Source organism: Mycobacterium sp. NGS61 (assembly GCF_059812325.1).
This window is the reverse complement of sequence record NZ_JCALCL010000018.1, coordinates 1-14478: the sequence shown is the minus strand read 5'-3', so window position 1 is coordinate 14478 and position 14478 is coordinate 1. Positions and strand designations below refer to the sequence as shown.

The window sequence follows — 14478 nt, the reverse complement described above, 5'->3', positions numbered from 1 at the left end:
GAGTAGCGACCGGCATTCCCGTCAGCCGGGCTTGCCCGCCTTGCCGGTGGTGCGCATCGCCGCCCAGAACCGGGCCGCCTCCCGTATCGATTCCTCGACCGGGCGGGGTTGCCAGCCCAACTCCCGTACCGCCTTGCCGTGGTCGACGTGGGCCTCGGCGCGCATCATCCGCACCGACTCCAGGCTCAGCTCGGCGTCCTTTCCGGTGAGCTTGGCCCGCGCGCTGCCCAGCGCGCCCAGCGCGTACAGCACGGGCACCGGGATCGACCGTTGCGGTGGCCGCACCCCGGCTTCGTCGGCCGCAATGCGAACCACGTCGGTCAGCGGCATCATCTTCTCCGAGATCAGGTACTTCTCACCGTTGCGCCCGCGCTCGGCGGCCAGGATCATCGCGCGTGCCGCATCGTCGACGCCGACCACCTCGAGTTGAATATCGTTCATCAGGAACGGCAGTTTGCCGAAGACCGCGCCGGCGATGAAGGCGCCGTGCGGGGTGCGGCCCCAGTCTCCGGTGCCGTAGGTGGTCGAGACGCACATGGCGACGGCGGGCAGCCCGTGCTCGGCGACGTAGCGCAACACCAGGTCCTCGGCCTGCACGCGGGACCGGACATAGGGACTCACTCGGCGGTTGCCGATCCGGTCGGCCTCGGTGGCGACGTGGCCGTGCCGGCGGTCCACCGTCGCGTAGGTGGAGGTGAACACGAACCGGCGCAGGTCGGCGTCCTTGGCCACGTCGAGGACGTTGCGCAGGCCCTCGACGTTGGTGCGGAACAGCGGCGCGGGGTCGCGCAGCCAGGCGCGGGTGTCGACGACGCAGTAGTACACGTCGTCGCAGCCGTCCATCGCCTCGCGCACGGTGGCGGTGTCGAAGACATCCCCGTGAAAGCGGGTGAGCTCGAGGTCGTCGATCGAACGGGTGTTGGCGCCGTCGCGCACCATCGCGCGCACCTGGTGCCCGTCCTGCACCAGCAGGCGGGTGACGTGCGACCCGAGGAACCCGTTGGCGCCGATCACCAACTTGGGTTTGCCACTCCCCGAGCTCATTTGGCCGCACCGTACTGCTTCAGGAAGCGCGCGGCCTCGTCGTCCAGCGTGCCGCACTCCTGCGCCTTGCGGCACCACTTCAGCGCGGCCTGCACAAAGCGCAGCGGGTTGTAGATGTCTTCCTGCCGGCGCCACAGCCCGTCGCCGGCGTAGGTGATGATCGAGATGTTCGTCGCGGTGATCACGCTGCCGTCGCCGGGGTCGCGCATCGGATTGTCGAGTTCCATGATGACGCGACCGGTGGGCTCGTCGATCACCGACCACAGCGACGGGAATTCCACCATGTGGCTGCCCGGGAAGGTGGTCATCGTCCGCTGGATCCAGGTGCGGACTTCGTCGCGGCCGTGCATCGTTCCCGCTGCGTGTTCGATGTACAGCACGTCGGTGGTGTAGTGCTGCACCCAGGCGTCCCAGTCGTGGGTTTCGGCGGCGCGAGCGACCGTCTGCTCGAACGTCGCGAAGGCCTCGACGAGTTCGCTGCGGGGGAATTCTGGGCTGCTCACGAGCCGTTACACCTCACGGGCGGAGTGTAGCCTGGGGATTCTTGCGAGGGAGGACTGAGATGACGAGCACCCGACGAGCCGTTCTTGCCGGTGGCTGCTTCTGGGGAGTGCAGGATCTGATCCGCAAGCAGCCCGGCGTGATCTCCACCCGGGTCGGCTACAGCGGTGGCGACGTCCCCCACGCGACCTACCGCAACCACGGCACGCACGCCGAGGCGGTCGAGATCGTCTACGACCCGTCGGTCACCGACTACCGCACGCTGCTGGAGTTCTTCTTCCAGATCCACGACCCGACGACGAAGAACCGGCAGGGCAACGACCGCGGGCTGAGTTACCGCTCGGCGATCTACTACGTCGACGAGGAGCAGAAGCGGATCGCCCTGGACACCATCGCCGACGTCGACGCCTCCGGTCTGTGGCCGGGCAAGGTGGTGACCGAGGTCAGCCCGGTCGGCGATTTCTGGGAGGCCGAACCCGAGCACCAGGATTACCTGCTGCGCTATCCCAACGGTTACACCTGTCACTTCGTGCGGCCCGGTTGGAAGCTGCCGCGCCGCGCTGAGGCAAATCAGTAGCTATCGGCGCCGGTGCACCACGACGCGGCCGCCGTCCTTCGGGACGAACGCGACGCCGCGGTTGTGCGAGCGTTCCCCCGGCGCATCGGTGGTCGCAAAGCTTAACTCGCGCAACACCGTTCGCAACACCACGTCCATCTCCATATTGGCGAAGGCCGCCCCGACGCAGCGCCGGGTGCCGCCGCCGAACGGTATCCACGCCGCCGGGTTCGGCTTGTTCCCCACGAAGCGGTACGGGTCGAAGCGGTCCGGGTCAGGAAACACCTCGGGATTGGTGTGGATCTGCGAAATGCTGGTCAGGATCGAGTAGCCGCGGGGTATCTCCCACTGACCCAGTCGATACATGGGCGCGTGCACCTGACGCGCGGCGAAGTCGATCACGTTGCCCACCCGCTGGACTTCCAGGATCGTCGCCTGACGCAACTCGCTGCCACCGGCGTCGGCTTCCTCGACCAGCGCGGCCAGCACCTCGGGGTGCCGGGTCACCCGCTCGAACGTCCAGGCCAGCGTCGACGCCGTGGTCTCATGGCCAGCGGCCAGCAAGGTGAGCAGCTCGTCGGCAATGTCCTTGCGCGACATCACCGATCCGTCGTCGTAGGTGCTGCGCAGCATCAGCGCCAGCACGTCGGTGCGGTTCTCGAAGTTCGGGTCGGTCCGCTCGCCCTCGATGAGTGTGTCGATCACGATGTCGTACTGCCGCCGGTAGTTGGCCAGCCGGCCCCACGGGCTGTAGCGACCGTAGTCGCGCTTGGTCTGTGGCATCAGCGCCATCCGCGAGCCGAGGGTGACCCACGGCGGGATGATGCGGCGCAGCTCGTCGAGTTCGGCACCGTCGGCGCCGAAGATCGCGCGCAGGATGGCGTTGAGGGTGATGTGGTTCATCGACGGCAACGTCGCGAAGTGCCGACCCTGCGGCCAGTTCGCCGTCTCGCGCAAGGCCTCTTCTTCGATGATCGTTTCGTATTTCTTCATGGCCTTGCCATGGAACGGCGGCGCCAGCAGGCGGCGCCGGCGGCGGTGGTCGTCACGGTCGAGGGCGAACACCGAGCCGGAACCGAACAGCCGGCTCAGGTTCGGCTGGATGTTGCCCAGTTCCTCGGGGCTGGTGGTGAAGATCTGTTTGGCCAGTTGCGGCTCACACACCACCACCACGTGGCCGAATACCGGGATGCGGACGGTGAACACGCTGCCGTGCCGGCGGACCATGCTGTCCATGAACTGCCGGCGGCGGACGGCAAAACCCAGCCCCTGCACGAATTTGGGCGCCCGGACTGCCGGTGGCAGCCGCGGTGCGGGGGTCGTCACCATCACGTCGCTGATCGCGTCGGCGCTCATCGAGTCATCCCTCCCTACGCGGTACTGCGGCGTACCACGCGTCTATCCCGGTACGGTACTCTGTGGTACCAACCATGACAAGCGCGAAGGGCGGGTCGGACGTGACGGTTACGGCCGGCGACACGGCACTGGCCGGGCCCGACCCGTTCCGGCTCCGGCTGTTGGACGGACTTGCCGACTCCATCGCAGCGCGTGGCTACCGCGCCACCACCGTCGCGCACATCGTCAGTGCGGCGCGCACCTCCAAGCGCACCTTCTACGACCAGTTCCCCAGCAAGGAGCAGTGCTTCCTGGAATTGCTGCAGGTGCAATTCGGGGTGATGGCCGAGGACATCCGCGTCGCGGTCGATCCGGAGGCCGACTGGCATCAGCAGATTCGCCAGGCCGTCGAAGGCTACGTCGGCCACATCGAGGCTCGTCCCGCATTGACGCTCAGCTGGATCCGGGAACTGCCGTACCTCGGTGACGAGGCCCGGCCCGTGCAGCGGCAGGGCTTGGAGCTGTTGACGAACTTGTTGATCAGCCTCAGCAGCAGCCCCGGTTTCCGGCGGGCGGAGCTGCCTCCGTTGACCTGGCCGCTGGCGGTGATCCTGGTCGGTGGCCTGCGGGAGTTGGTCGCGCTGGCCGTCGAGGACGGCCGGCCGGTCCGGGACATCATGGCGCCGGCGATCGACGCGTCTGTCGCTTTGCTCGGACCCCGGCACTAGGTTCGGTAAGTATGCCCGCCACCATGCGCGCCGAGCGCTTCTATGCCGACACCAAAACCGTTGCGTTGGAAGATGTTCCAGTGCCCCAGCCCGGACCCGGCGAAGTGCTGGTGAAGGTGGCCTTCTGCGGCATCTGCCACTCGGACCTGAGCCTGATCAACGGAACCTTCCCGGCCCAAGCGCCGGTGGTCACCCAGGGCCACGAAGCGTCGGGCACCATCGCCGAACTCGGTCCGGGGGTGACCGGCTGGGCCGAGGGCGACCGGGTGGTGGTCGCCGCCGGCCGGCCGTGCCTGCGATGCCCGAACTGCCGGCGCGGAGACCTGGTGAACTGCCTGCGAATTCAGTTGATGGCCTTCGCTTATGACGGCGCCTGGGCCGAATACACGGTGGCGCAGGCGGCCGGCCTGACCCGGGTTCCGGACAACGTGCCGCTGGAGCAGGCGGCGATTCTGGCCGACGCGGTGTCGACACCGTTCGGTGCGGTCGTGCGCACCGGCAAGGTGGCCGTCGGCGAATCGGTGGGAGTGTGGGGCGTGGGCGGCGTGGGCACCCACATCGTCCAGCTCGCCCGGTTGGTGGGCGCGGTGCCGGTGATCGCGCTCGACATCAACCCCGCGGTATTGGAACGCGCGTTGCAAATCGGCGCAGACTTTGCGTTCGACACCCGCGACGAGGCCCTGCGGGACAAGATCGCCGAGGTCACCAGCGGCCGCATGTTGGACGTCGCATTCGACGCCGTCGGGCTCAAGGCGACCTTCGAGCAGGGCCTGGACGCGCTGACCGCCGGCGGCCGGCTGGTCGGTGTCGGGATGAGCGCCGAGTCACCGACGGTGGGCCCCACCGCGATGTTCGGGCTCACCCGCAAGCAGGTACTCGGCCACCTCGGCTACCAGAACGTCGATATCGAAACCTTGGCGAAGCTGGTTTCCTATGGGCGCCTTGATCTTTCACGTTCGGTCAGCGAAATCGTGGCGCTCGAGGACATCGCCCTGGGCATTGCGAAGCTGGAACGCCAGGACGGCAACCCGATCCGGATCCTGGTCAAGCCCTGAGGAATGCGCGCAGCCGGTCCAGCACCAGATCCGGGCGCTGGTCCACGATCCAGTGTCCGACGCCAGGCACCAGCTCCACGGCGAAATCGCTGATGTGGTCTTCGTATCCGTTGGTGCCGTCGGGGGTGATCACCGGATCCTCCGTGCCGGTGAGCCAGCGGACCGGAACGTCCACCCGGGCGTCTTTGTATTCGCCGCGCGACCAGCGCAGCATTTCGGTGCGCTGAAACGAGCGGTACCAGCGCGACCCGGCCTCCGCGTGACCCGGCTCGGTCATGCACTCGAGGTAGAGGCGCATGTCCTCCTCGGGCAGCCTGAAACCGCCGCCCACCCAGGACGCCAGCATGCGGGCGTAGCGGGCCTTGGGGTCGCTGATCAATCGCGGGCCGATCACCGGCAGCGAGATCGGAATCTGATACCAGAACCGCCAGAGCTTGCCCAGCGCAGCGAGGTCGCGCTTGACGAAGGGCGCTGCCGTATTGCAGCCGAAGAAGCCGGTCACCTTCTCCGGATGACGCAGCATCATGATGAACGCGGCCGGCCCGCCCCAGTCGTGCGCGACCAGCGTGACCTGCTCGACAGCCAGCGCGTCCAGCAGGCCGGCCAGGTCGTCGGCCAGCTCGCTTTTGAGGTATCGGGTCGGCGGCGCCGAACTCCAGCCCGACCCGCGTAGATCGGGGCAGAGCACGCGGTAACCGTCGGCGGCCAACGGCCCGATCAGCGCGTGCCATTCCCACCAGTTCTGCGGAAATCCGTGCACCAGCATCACCACCGGACCGTCAGCCGGGCCGGCATCCGCCACATGGATGGTGACTCCGTCGCCCAGGTCGACGAACCGGTGTTCAACGCCTTCGAGTTCGGGCATGGTGACCATCTGACAGAACCTACTGCAGGAACCGCTCCACGTAGGGCGCGAAGCGTTCGCGCAGGTCTGCTTCGTCCAATCCGAACATCTCGAATGACGTCTCGACACTGCCCAGGCGCCCCCGCTGGTGACCAGACAGGTAGCCGGCGACGGCGGCGCGCACCTCGTCGGTGAACGGTTCGTCGGCCAGCGCGTAGATCCGTTTGGCGATGCCCACTTCGTCGGCCATGAAGTCGTCGAATCGGACGTCGATGGACCGGTCGTGCCCGAAGATGTCGCGGTCGCGGACCAGGGCGCTGAGCATGCGATCAAGGCGTTCGATCCAGTATTCGGCGATCTGGTGCACCGGCACCGGGGAGCGGTGCATCCGCGCCGAGTAGGTGATCATCGCAATCATCGACAACGCCACCGGCACCGGGTCGCGGTGGGTGAACACCACGATGCTGTCCGGGAAAACCCGGTCCAGCACCGGCACCTGCTCGAGGTGCTGTGGGGACTTGAGCAGCCAGCGCCGCCCGCCGCGCAGGAATTGCATCGCCTTGAGCTGGCGGGCGAGGTAGCGGTAGTGCGGCGTCTGGTCGTGGGTCTGGTAGTAGTCGCGCCAGCGCGGCACGTGACCGAGCGTCTCGAACAGCATGGTCGAGAAATCGTTGGCCAGGAGCTGGATCTCCTCGTGGACGTGGTCGGTGGTCATCTCGTGCATCAGCGCGAAATGCGGCATGACCAGGTCGATCACGCTGACCGCAACGTCCATCCGCGCCCGGCGCTCCTCGATACCGCTTTCGGAAGGCAACGGAAACGGCTCGTTGCTCTCCCAGTACGGCATGGTGCGGAAGGTGGGTGGCGCTGCCAGCAGGTTGTGCAGGTGGGTGGTGCCGGTCCGGGGCAGGCCCGCGATCACCACCGGCGAGTGCAGTTCGATGTCGTCGATCTCAGGATGACGGCTCGTCAGGTCGGTGAGCAGCAGCCGGTTCTTGAGCATTTGCAGCAGTTGGCCGTAGAAGTTGACGACTCCGGCGTCGTGCAGGCCGTCGATGTCGCGCACCGCGGCGAGGTAGACGTCGAGGCGTTCGCGGTAGTCGTCGGGGCCGAAATCGACCAGGCCGGTGTCGGCGCTGGCCTGGGCGTGCAGTGCGTCGGAATCCAGCGGACAGTTCGCGGCCATCGCGGCCATCATGTCCAGGATCGGCTGGGCCTCGGCGCTGAACCGGGGCTGCTCTAGATCGTCGAGGCGGGTCACGCCGAATTATGTTACTTTGAGTTTCGTAATGGTTCTAGATCTGGGTCGTCCCCGTGATCCGCGCATCGACGCGGCGGTGCTCAACGCGACCGTTGAACTGCTCGCCGAAACCGGTTATCCCGGCCTGTTGGTCTCGGCGATCGCCGAACGGGCCGGCACCAGCAAGCCGGCCATCTATCGGCGCTGGGCCAGCAAGGCCCATCTGGTGCACGAGGCGGTGTTCCCGATCGGTGCTGCGACCGAAATCCCGGACACCGGAACGTTTTCCGACGATCTGCGCGAGATGGTGCGGCGCACCACCGCGGTACTCACCACACCGGCGGCCCGGGCAGCGCTGCCCGGACTGGTCGCGGAGATGGCCGCCGACCCGACGCTGCATTCGGCACTGCTGGACCGGTTCGCCGGAATCTTCGCCGGCGGACTGGCCGGGCGCCTGCACAGTGCCGTCGCCCGCGGCGAGGTCCGTCCCGACGTATCCGCCACCGAACTTGCCGAGGCGATCGCCGGTCTGACCCTGATCGCCCTGCTCACCCGGATCACCGCACTCGACGATGCCTGGGTCGAACGCACCACCACACTGCTCCTGGAAGGAATCGGCGCATGACACACGAGTCGACCGCGGCCTGGAAAGACCTGTTGGCCACCCTCGGCGAGCTGGACCGCGGCTTCCTCGAAGGCGACAAGGCCGTCTCCGACGACCGCCACATCGCCGACGGCTACCGCATGCTGGCCACCACGCTCGGAGTCGCGCTGGACACCTATTTGTTCACCGAACCCGGGCGCCCGCAGTTCTTCGCGGTCAACAGGCCGTTTCGCCGCGATCGCCGCTGGGGTGGCGACAACACCGATGCCTACTACTTCTGCTGTCCGGTGGACCCGCAGCGGCGCTACCGGATCAGCGGCAACAAGGGCGACAGCGTGTACTTTTCGCTGACCGCCTACAACGAACCCTCGCCGGGCGCCTGGTCGGACCGGGTGGTCTCGATCGTGCGCGACACCGACCTCGACGTGGACGCCGACGGCAACTTCAGTTTCGAGTTCCCGCCGACGCCCGGCGCTGCTGTACTGATGACCAGGGACTACCAGGCCGACCCGTCCACCGGTCGCCCGGTCACCTGGGAGATCGAGGCGCTGGACACGCCGGAACCGATCCGGCACGGGGACGCCGAGACCGCGGCGCGGTTACGGGCCGCGACCACCTGGCTGCGCACCATGTTCGCGATCGTACCGCTGGCGGTGGGCGCCCGGGCCGCGGACGAGCATGCGCTGGGACACGAAGTAGGTTATGCGGCAAACCAATTCGCCGATCCCTATCAGGTGCCTGATGCCAACTTCGGCTGGTCGGCACGCGACGCGTGCTACGCCTACGGCAGTTTCGTGCTCGACGACGACGAGGCACTCGTGATCACGCACCGGCCCCCGTCGTGCCGGTTCTGGAACCTGGTGGTGTGGAACCAGTTCATGGCAACCTATGGCGCCTCGGAGGGCCCCGACATCCGCTGTTCGGTCAACGGCCACAGCGCCGTGCCCAACAGTGACGGGTCGGTGACCGTCGTGTTGTCCAATGAGGTGACCGGACACCCGAATTCGTTGACGACGCTGGGTTACCCGCGTGGCAATCTGGCCTTTCGCTGGTTCCTGGCCGACGGGGTACCGGCGCGGCCCGAGGTCGAGCTGGTAAAGCTCTCGGACGCACCTACCGAGACCGACTAGACGTCGGTGCCAGTTCGAGACTGCGACCAGGGTGACCCGATATCGGATGACACACCCTGGCCGCAGTCTCGGCGCCACCAGTACAGGCTGGTGAAGAATCAGGCAGCCACCAGCTCTGGCTCAGCGGGCGCCGGAGCCTTGGTGCGGGACCCGAACTTCCACGAGTCAGGGAAGGTCAGCCGCACGATCTTGCGGACCACCGTGCCGAATTGCTGCAACAGCGGACCCTTGTTGTACGGGATTCCGTAGCGCTCGCAGATCTCCTGCACCTCCGGGGCGATCTCGGCGTAGCGGCGGGCCGGCATGTCCGGGAACAGGTGGTGCTCGATCTGGTGGGACAGGTTGCCCGACAGCAGGTGGAAGACCTTGCCGCCGGTCAGGTTCGCCGAACCCAGCACCTGCCGGAAGTACCACTGGCCGCGGCTCTCGTCCCGGGTCTCCTCGACGGTGAATTCCTGCGTGCCGTCCGGAAAGTGCCCGCAGAAGATGATCATGTACGACCACACGTTGCGCATCAGGTTGGCGGTCAGGTTGCCGGAGAGGACGAACGGCGCGAACGGGCCGGCCAGCAGGGGGAAGGCGACGTAGTCCTTGAGCGTCTGCCGGCGGGTCTTCTTCCAGATCTCCTTGAGCGTCTCGCGCTTGTCGCGCAGCTTGATCTCACCGGCGCGGATCCGTTCGGTCTCCAACTCGTGCAGCGCCACGCCGTACTGGAACAGCACCATCAGCAGGAACGCGTAAGCAGGGTTGCCCAGGAAGTAGGGCTCCCACGGCTGGTCTTCGCTCATCCGGATGATGCCGTAGCCGATGTCGCGGTCCATTCCCACGATGTTGGTGTGGGTGTGGTGCATGTAGTTGTGCGAGTGTCGCCACTGGTCGGCCGGGCAGGCGGTGTCCCACTCGAAGTCGCGGCCGGAGATCGTCGGGTCACGCATCCAGTCGTACTGACCGTGCATGATGTTGTGGCCGATCTCCATGTTGTCCATGATTTTGGCGATGCCCAGCATGCCGGTGCCGAACAGCCAGAACGGCGGCAGGAACAGCAGCGCCCGCCCGCCGACTTCGAGGCTGCGCTGCAGCTTGATGACCTTGCGAATGTATTCGGCGTCTTCTTCGCCGAGGTCGGCCATCACGCGTTCCTTGATGGTGTCGAGCTCGCGGCCGAAGGCGTCGGCCTGTTCCTTGGTGAGGCTGATCTTGTTCTGTGACATGGCTTTTCCTTCTGTATTCCGTGGTGGCAGGGCGGTCAGAGGGAGATCTCGACGTCGCCGACGGGGGCGGTGACGCAAATTTGCACCTTCTCGTCGGGCGCGGTGGAAACAGCGCCGGTGACCAGGTTTCGTACGGTCCCGGAGGTCTTGCGGCGGGTGCAGGTGTGGCAGATGCCCATCCGGCAGCCGTTCTGCGGTGTCAGACCGGCCGCTTCGGCCTGCTCCAGAATCGAGCGGCCGTCGTCGGCGACGTCGACGTTGCTCTCCGCAAAGACCACTCGACCACCCGTCGGGGCGGCCGGTGCCGCGATCACCGGCGGCACGAAGCTTTCGGTGAACACGTTTTCACAGTTGGCCGCTGCACAGTGCTCCCGCACGGCATCGACCAAAGCGGTTGGCCCGCAGACGAACACCGCGTCGGGTGCTGTCATCGCTGCCGCCAGGTGCTCGGCGCCGAACCGGCCGTCCAGGTCGCCGGCGCCGGATCGGGTGTAACCGTGCAACACCCGCACACCGGGCATCGTGGCCAGCTCGTCGCGGTAGCAGGCTTCCTCGGCGGTGCGGGCGTAATGCACGAAGGCGAGTTCGGTGCCCCGGTGGTTCGGGTGGCCTTCGGCGACCAGGGTGCGCAGCATGGCCAGCACGGGCGTGATGCCGCTACCGCCGGAGACGAACAGGATCCGGTTCGGTCGCTGCTCAGGCAATACGAAGTCACCACCGACCCCGTCCAAGCCGACTACCAGGCCGGGACGGGCCTGCTCATAGAGGAAAGTCGAGACCAGACCGCCATCGTGGACGCCGACCGTGAACTCGAGTTGGGTGCTGCCCTCGACGTTGGCCGGCGAGTAGCACCGGGAGTGCATGCGGCCGTCGATCTCGACCGTGACGTTGACGAACTGTCCGGCCTTGACGGTGTGGCGCTCGGTGAAGGCGGGATTCGGGGCCAGCGTCAGGGTGACGCTGCGCGGCGTGGACCGCCGCACATCGACCACCTTGGCGCGGGCTTCGCCCGACGTCCAGGTCGGCGTGACGAGCTCGGTGTACCGGTCGACGCCGTGCGGACCGGTGAGCAGGTCGACCAGGTCGGATCTCAGGACCCGCTTGGCGATCGTCCGAGTGAAAGTTTGAGTGAACATATGTACACCGTGACATCCGTTGATGCAGGTGGTCAAGGGTTTTCACCGGCCTTGTGGTACGGTTCACATAGTGAACGGTCGTACTCCTAGCTCACACTCCCGGCGCACCAGCCCGGATAGGGTCCGCGACCGGGTGCGGGACAGCCCGTCACGCGAGGAACGCAAGGAGGCGACCCGGCGCGCCATCGTCGCCGCGGCACTCAAACTGCTCAACGACCGCAGCTTCAGCGCCCTGAGCCTGCGCGAGGTCACCCGGGAAGCGGGTATTGTGCCGGCCGCGTTCTACCGCCATTTCGAGTCGATGGAGGCGCTCGGACTGGTGCTCATCGACGAGTCATTCCGCAGCCTGCGCGACACGCTGCGGGGCGCGCGGGCCGGGAAGCTGGACCCCAACCGGGTCATCGAGTCATCGGTCGAGATCCTGATCGCCAGCGTCGCCGAGAAGCGCGAGCACTGGCGGTTCATCTCCCGGGAGCGTTCCACCGGATTGTCGGTGCTGCGCTACGCGATTCGCACCGAGATCCGGTTGATCACCTCGGAGTTGGCCACCGACCTGGCGCGTTTTCCGCGGCTGAACGAGTGGAGCACCGAGGATCTCAACGTGCTGGCCAGCCTGTTCGTCAACGCGATGATCGTCACCGCCGAAGCGATCGAGGACGCTCAGAGCAACGAAGCGTTGGAAGAGATTCACCGGATCGCGGTCAAGCAACTGCGCATGGTCGCCATCGGGGTGGCCGGGTGGAAATCCAGCCCCTGAGTCATTCCTCCACGACGGTGTAGAGCGAATCACCGTCTTCGGGAGTGCCGTCCACCTGACCCCGGTGCACGCCACCGGACAGCCCGCCTTCGTCGGTGCCGGCCGACCCGGGCCGGATCAGATCCGGTTCCTCGGCGGCCAGTTTCTGGTCCAGCGATTCCCCTTCCCGCTCCTCCCGCGGGGTCATGCCGAACTTGTCGGCCTCACTCCACTGATCGGGCGGGTCGACAACGGTGTCGCCGTCGTCGTTGCGCAGTTCGTCGGAGTCAGTCGACTCCTGTGGGCTCAGGGTGTCGTCGGGGCCGCCTTGCATGCGCAGTTGGTTGCCCATGACCACCGCGGCTAAACCCGCTCAGCGCGGGTCGCGCCACATCGGCCACAGGCTCGGTCCCCCGTCGGGAACCTTGATCTCACCGGTGACGGTGAAGCCGAAACGTTCGTAGTACGGCACATTTTCGGGTTTGGACGACTCCAGATAGGCCGGGCAGTATTCGGCGTCGCAGCGCTCCAGCCGCGACCGCATCAGGGCCTGGCCGAACCCCTGCCCCCGGACGCTGGGGTCGCTGCCGATGACCGCCAGATACCAGTGCGGCTCCTCGGGGTGCACCCGCTTCATCAGCTCCTGGAGCCGACGGCCCGGTCCGGTGTTGAAGCCGAACACCCGCAGGAAGGTCGGGATCTGCGCCAGCTCCGCCCGGCGCGATTCGCGCCACTTGTCCGGCGGGTCCCACAGGGCCGCCGCGCCGATGCCCGGCCCGTCGGTGGCCACCTCCACGCCACCATGCGCCAAATGGTGGTGCCGGGTCATGGTGGCGAACATCCGGTGCAGGTGGCGGCGGCGCGCGTCGTCGTCGGGCAGCAGCCACACCGAGATGGGATCGTCGAAGAACGCGCGGCCCAACGTCCGTCCCAGTTCGCGAACATCGGCTCTGCGCGCTGGGCGCACCTGGGGAGTCACCCTGTCGACGCTAGCAAGGCCCTTACGATGGGGTGGCTCCAACGACAAGGCCGGTGCACCGCAGCGCCGGGGAACGGTGGCCAACGGTGTGGGACTTCGAAACCGACCCGGAATACCAGGCGAAACTGGACTGGGTCGAAGAATTCATGGTGACCGAACTCGAGCCGCTCGACCTGGTCGCACTCGATCCGTATGACAAGAACAACGACGAGATGATGGCGATCCTGCGGCCGCTGCAGCAGCGGGTCAAGGACCAGGGGCTGTGGGCTGCACACCTGCGCCCCGAGCTGGGCGGCCAGGGCTTCGGCCAGGTCAAACTCGCGCTGCTGAACGAGATCCTGGGACGTTCGCGCTGGGCGCCGTCGGTGTTCGGTTGTCAGGCACCGGATTCGGGGAATGCCGAAATCCTGGCGCTGTTTGGCACCGACGATCAGAAAGCGCGCTACCTGCAGCCGTTGCTGGACGGCGAGATCACCTCCTGCTATTCGATGACCGAACCGCAGGGCGGTTCGGACCCCGGCCTGTTCGTCACCGCTGCCACCCGGGACGGGGACGATTGGATCATCAACGGCGAGAAGTGGTTTTCCAGCAACGCCAGGCACGCGTCGTTCTTCATCGTCATGGCGGTCACCAACCCCGAGGACCGCACCTACGAGAAGATGTCGTTGTTCATCGTGCCGGCCGAGACGCCGGGCATCGAGATCATCCGCAATGTCGGCGTGGGCGCCGAGTCGTCCAAGCGAGCCAGCCACGGTTACGTGCGATACAACGACGTCCGGGTACCGGCCGATCACGTGCTCGGCGGTGAAGGTCAGGCGTTCATGATTGCGCAGACCCGGCTGGGTGGTGGCCGCATCCACCATGCGATGCGCACAATCGCGTTGTCCCGCAAGGCTTTCGACATGATGTGCGAGCGGGCGGTGTCACGCAGGACCAGGCATGGCAGATTGTCGGACTTCCAGATGACCCAGGAGAAGATCGCCGACAGCTGGATCCAGATCGAGCAGTTCCGGTTGCTGGTGCTGCGGACCGCGTGGCTGATCGACAAGCACCACGACTATCAGAAGGTGCGGCGCGACATCGCGGCGGTCAAGGTGGCGATGCCTCAGGTACTGCACGACGTCGCGCAGCGCGCCCTGCATCTGCACGGGGCACTCGGCGTCTCCGACGAGATGCCCTTCGTCAAGATGCTGGTGGCGGCGGAATCGCTGGGCATCGCCGACGGCGCCACCGAGCTGCACAAGATGACGGTGGCCCGTCGCACGCTCAAGGAATACCAGCCGGTGACGACGCCGTTCCCGTCGCAGCACATCCCGACCCGTAAGGCCGAAGCGGAGGCCAGGCTGGCTGCCCGCCTGGAACACGCGGTCGCCGAATTC

General features: G+C 66.7%; 16 protein-coding genes. 7 read left to right on the top strand and 9 right to left on the bottom strand.

Features of this window, described 5'->3' with window-relative positions:
* Positions 1-21: 21 nt before the first annotated feature.
* A complete protein-coding gene (locus AC5Y3Z_RS24095; protein ID WP_473138854.1) occupies positions 22-1044 on the bottom strand; it encodes an NAD-dependent epimerase/dehydratase family protein in 1023 nt (340 codons plus the stop codon).
* Entirely contained in the window at positions 1041-1547 is a 507-nt protein-coding gene (locus AC5Y3Z_RS24090) for a nuclear transport factor 2 family protein (protein ID WP_473138853.1), read from the bottom strand. Before AC5Y3Z_RS24090 ends, AC5Y3Z_RS24095 begins: the two co-directional genes overlap by 4 nt.
* A gap of 59 nt (positions 1548-1606) precedes the next feature.
* Here AC5Y3Z_RS24090 and msrA point away from each other — a divergent pair, with 59 nt between their 5' ends.
* Entirely contained in the window at positions 1607-2122 is a 516-nt protein-coding gene (msrA, locus tag AC5Y3Z_RS24085; protein WP_473138852.1) for a peptide-methionine (S)-S-oxide reductase MsrA, read from the top strand.
* Here the strand turns inward: msrA and AC5Y3Z_RS24080 are convergent, their stop codons facing one another.
* Positions 2123-3430, bottom strand: coding sequence for a cytochrome P450 (locus AC5Y3Z_RS24080; RefSeq protein ID WP_473138945.1), 1308 nt, complete (start codon positions 3428-3430; stop codon positions 2123-2125).
* A 128-nt stretch (positions 3431-3558) separates the two neighbouring features.
* On the opposite strand from AC5Y3Z_RS24080, the gene AC5Y3Z_RS24075 reads away from it, so the two are divergent.
* Together AC5Y3Z_RS24075 and AC5Y3Z_RS24070 are read left to right on the top strand one after the other, a co-directional pair.
* Positions 3559-4164 carry a TetR/AcrR family transcriptional regulator gene (locus tag AC5Y3Z_RS24075; protein WP_473138944.1) on the top strand — a complete coding sequence of 202 codons (606 nt, stop codon included), beginning with the start codon at positions 3559-3561 and terminating at the stop codon, positions 4162-4164.
* An 11-nt stretch (positions 4165-4175) separates the two neighbouring features.
* The gene (locus tag AC5Y3Z_RS24070; protein ID WP_473138851.1) at positions 4176-5219 is read left to right on the top strand and encodes a zinc-binding dehydrogenase; all 1044 of its coding nucleotides are present in this window, start codon (positions 4176-4178) and stop codon (positions 5217-5219) included.
* Here the strand turns inward: AC5Y3Z_RS24070 and AC5Y3Z_RS24065 are convergent.
* Positions 5209-6093 (bottom strand): alpha/beta fold hydrolase, encoded by an 885-nt coding sequence (locus AC5Y3Z_RS24065; protein ID WP_463827900.1) that lies wholly within the window; start codon positions 6091-6093, stop codon positions 5209-5211. The two genes, AC5Y3Z_RS24070 and AC5Y3Z_RS24065, sit on opposite strands and share 11 nt — an antisense overlap.
* A 10-nt stretch (positions 6094-6103) precedes the next feature.
* A complete protein-coding gene (locus AC5Y3Z_RS24060) occupies positions 6104-7261 on the bottom strand; it encodes a sulfotransferase family protein (RefSeq protein WP_463828022.1) in 1158 nt (385 codons plus the stop codon).
* Positions 7262-7352: 91 nt separating this feature from the next.
* Here AC5Y3Z_RS24060 and AC5Y3Z_RS24055 point away from each other — a divergent pair, with 91 nt between their 5' ends.
* Together AC5Y3Z_RS24055 and AC5Y3Z_RS24050 are read left to right on the top strand one after the other, a co-directional pair.
* Entirely contained in the window at positions 7353-7928 is a 576-nt protein-coding gene (locus AC5Y3Z_RS24055; protein WP_473138943.1) for a TetR/AcrR family transcriptional regulator, read from the top strand.
* The gene (locus AC5Y3Z_RS24050) at positions 7925-9037 is read left to right on the top strand and encodes a DUF1214 domain-containing protein (RefSeq protein WP_500001871.1); all 1113 of its coding nucleotides are present in this window, start codon (positions 7925-7927) and stop codon (positions 9035-9037) included. The genes AC5Y3Z_RS24055 and AC5Y3Z_RS24050 overlap by 4 nt, the downstream gene beginning before the upstream one ends.
* Positions 9038-9135: 98 nt before the next feature.
* Here AC5Y3Z_RS24050 and AC5Y3Z_RS24045 read toward each other — a convergent pair whose 3' ends face one another.
* Together AC5Y3Z_RS24045 and AC5Y3Z_RS24040 are read right to left on the bottom strand one after the other, a co-directional pair.
* Complete coding sequence (locus AC5Y3Z_RS24045; protein ID WP_463827898.1) at positions 9136-10248, bottom strand: fatty acid desaturase family protein; 1113 nt, start codon at positions 10246-10248, stop codon at positions 9136-9138.
* A gap of 35 nt (positions 10249-10283) precedes the next feature.
* Positions 10284-11384, bottom strand: coding sequence for a ferredoxin reductase (locus AC5Y3Z_RS24040; protein ID WP_463827897.1), 1101 nt, complete (start codon positions 11382-11384; stop codon positions 10284-10286).
* Between the two features lie 70 nt (positions 11385-11454).
* Here AC5Y3Z_RS24040 and AC5Y3Z_RS24035 point away from each other — a divergent pair, with 70 nt between their 5' ends.
* On the top strand, positions 11455-12141 hold the full coding sequence (locus tag AC5Y3Z_RS24035; RefSeq protein WP_463827896.1) for a TetR family transcriptional regulator: 687 nt from the start codon (positions 11455-11457) through the stop codon (positions 12139-12141).
* A 1-nt stretch (position 12142) separates the two neighbouring features.
* On the opposite strand, the gene AC5Y3Z_RS24030 is transcribed toward AC5Y3Z_RS24035, so the two are convergent.
* Together AC5Y3Z_RS24030 and AC5Y3Z_RS24025 are read right to left on the bottom strand one after the other, a co-directional pair.
* The gene (locus tag AC5Y3Z_RS24030; RefSeq protein ID WP_473138849.1) at positions 12143-12472 is read right to left on the bottom strand and encodes a hypothetical protein; all 330 of its coding nucleotides are present in this window, start codon (positions 12470-12472) and stop codon (positions 12143-12145) included.
* Positions 12473-12493: 21 nt separating this feature from the next.
* Positions 12494-13099 carry a GNAT family N-acetyltransferase gene (locus AC5Y3Z_RS24025; RefSeq protein ID WP_463827894.1) on the bottom strand — a complete coding sequence of 202 codons (606 nt, stop codon included), beginning with the start codon at positions 13097-13099 and terminating at the stop codon, positions 12494-12496.
* A gap of 86 nt (positions 13100-13185) precedes the next feature.
* On the opposite strand from AC5Y3Z_RS24025, the gene AC5Y3Z_RS24020 reads away from it, so the two are divergent.
* Positions 13186-14478 (top strand): acyl-CoA dehydrogenase family protein (locus tag AC5Y3Z_RS24020; protein ID WP_473138848.1); only part of this gene is annotated, 1293 nt, incomplete at its 3' end.

Bases quoted from the DNA above. Each gene is read 5' to 3' on its own strand.
- AC5Y3Z_RS24095 (WP_473138854.1), bottom strand. From the start codon at position 1,044: ATGAGCTCGGGGAGTGGCAAACCCAAGTTGGTGATCGGCGCCAACGGG.
- msrA (WP_473138852.1), top strand. From the start codon at position 1,607: ATGACGAGCACCCGACGAGCCGTTCTTGCCGGTGGCTGCTTCTGGGGA.
- AC5Y3Z_RS24080 (WP_473138945.1), bottom strand. From the start codon at position 3,430: ATGGTGACGACCCCCGCACCGCGGCTGCCACCGGCAGTCCGGGCGCCC.
- AC5Y3Z_RS24070 (WP_473138851.1), top strand. From the start codon at position 4,176: ATGCCCGCCACCATGCGCGCCGAGCGCTTCTATGCCGACACCAAAACC.
- AC5Y3Z_RS24065 (WP_463827900.1), bottom strand. From the start codon at position 6,093: ATGGTCACCATGCCCGAACTCGAAGGCGTTGAACACCGGTTCGTCGAC.
- AC5Y3Z_RS24060 (WP_463828022.1), bottom strand. From the start codon at position 7,261: ATGATGGCCGCGATGGCCGCGAACTGTCCGCTGGATTCCGACGCACTG.
- AC5Y3Z_RS24055 (WP_473138943.1), top strand. From the start codon at position 7,353: ATGGTTCTAGATCTGGGTCGTCCCCGTGATCCGCGCATCGACGCGGCG.
- AC5Y3Z_RS24050 (WP_500001871.1), top strand. From the start codon at position 7,925: ATGACACACGAGTCGACCGCGGCCTGGAAAGACCTGTTGGCCACCCTC.
- AC5Y3Z_RS24045 (WP_463827898.1), bottom strand. From the start codon at position 10,248: ATGTCACAGAACAAGATCAGCCTCACCAAGGAACAGGCCGACGCCTTC.
- AC5Y3Z_RS24040 (WP_463827897.1), bottom strand. From the start codon at position 11,384: ATGTTCACTCAAACTTTCACTCGGACGATCGCCAAGCGGGTCCTGAGA.
- AC5Y3Z_RS24030 (WP_473138849.1), bottom strand. From the start codon at position 12,472: ATGGGCAACCAACTGCGCATGCAAGGCGGCCCCGACGACACCCTGAGC.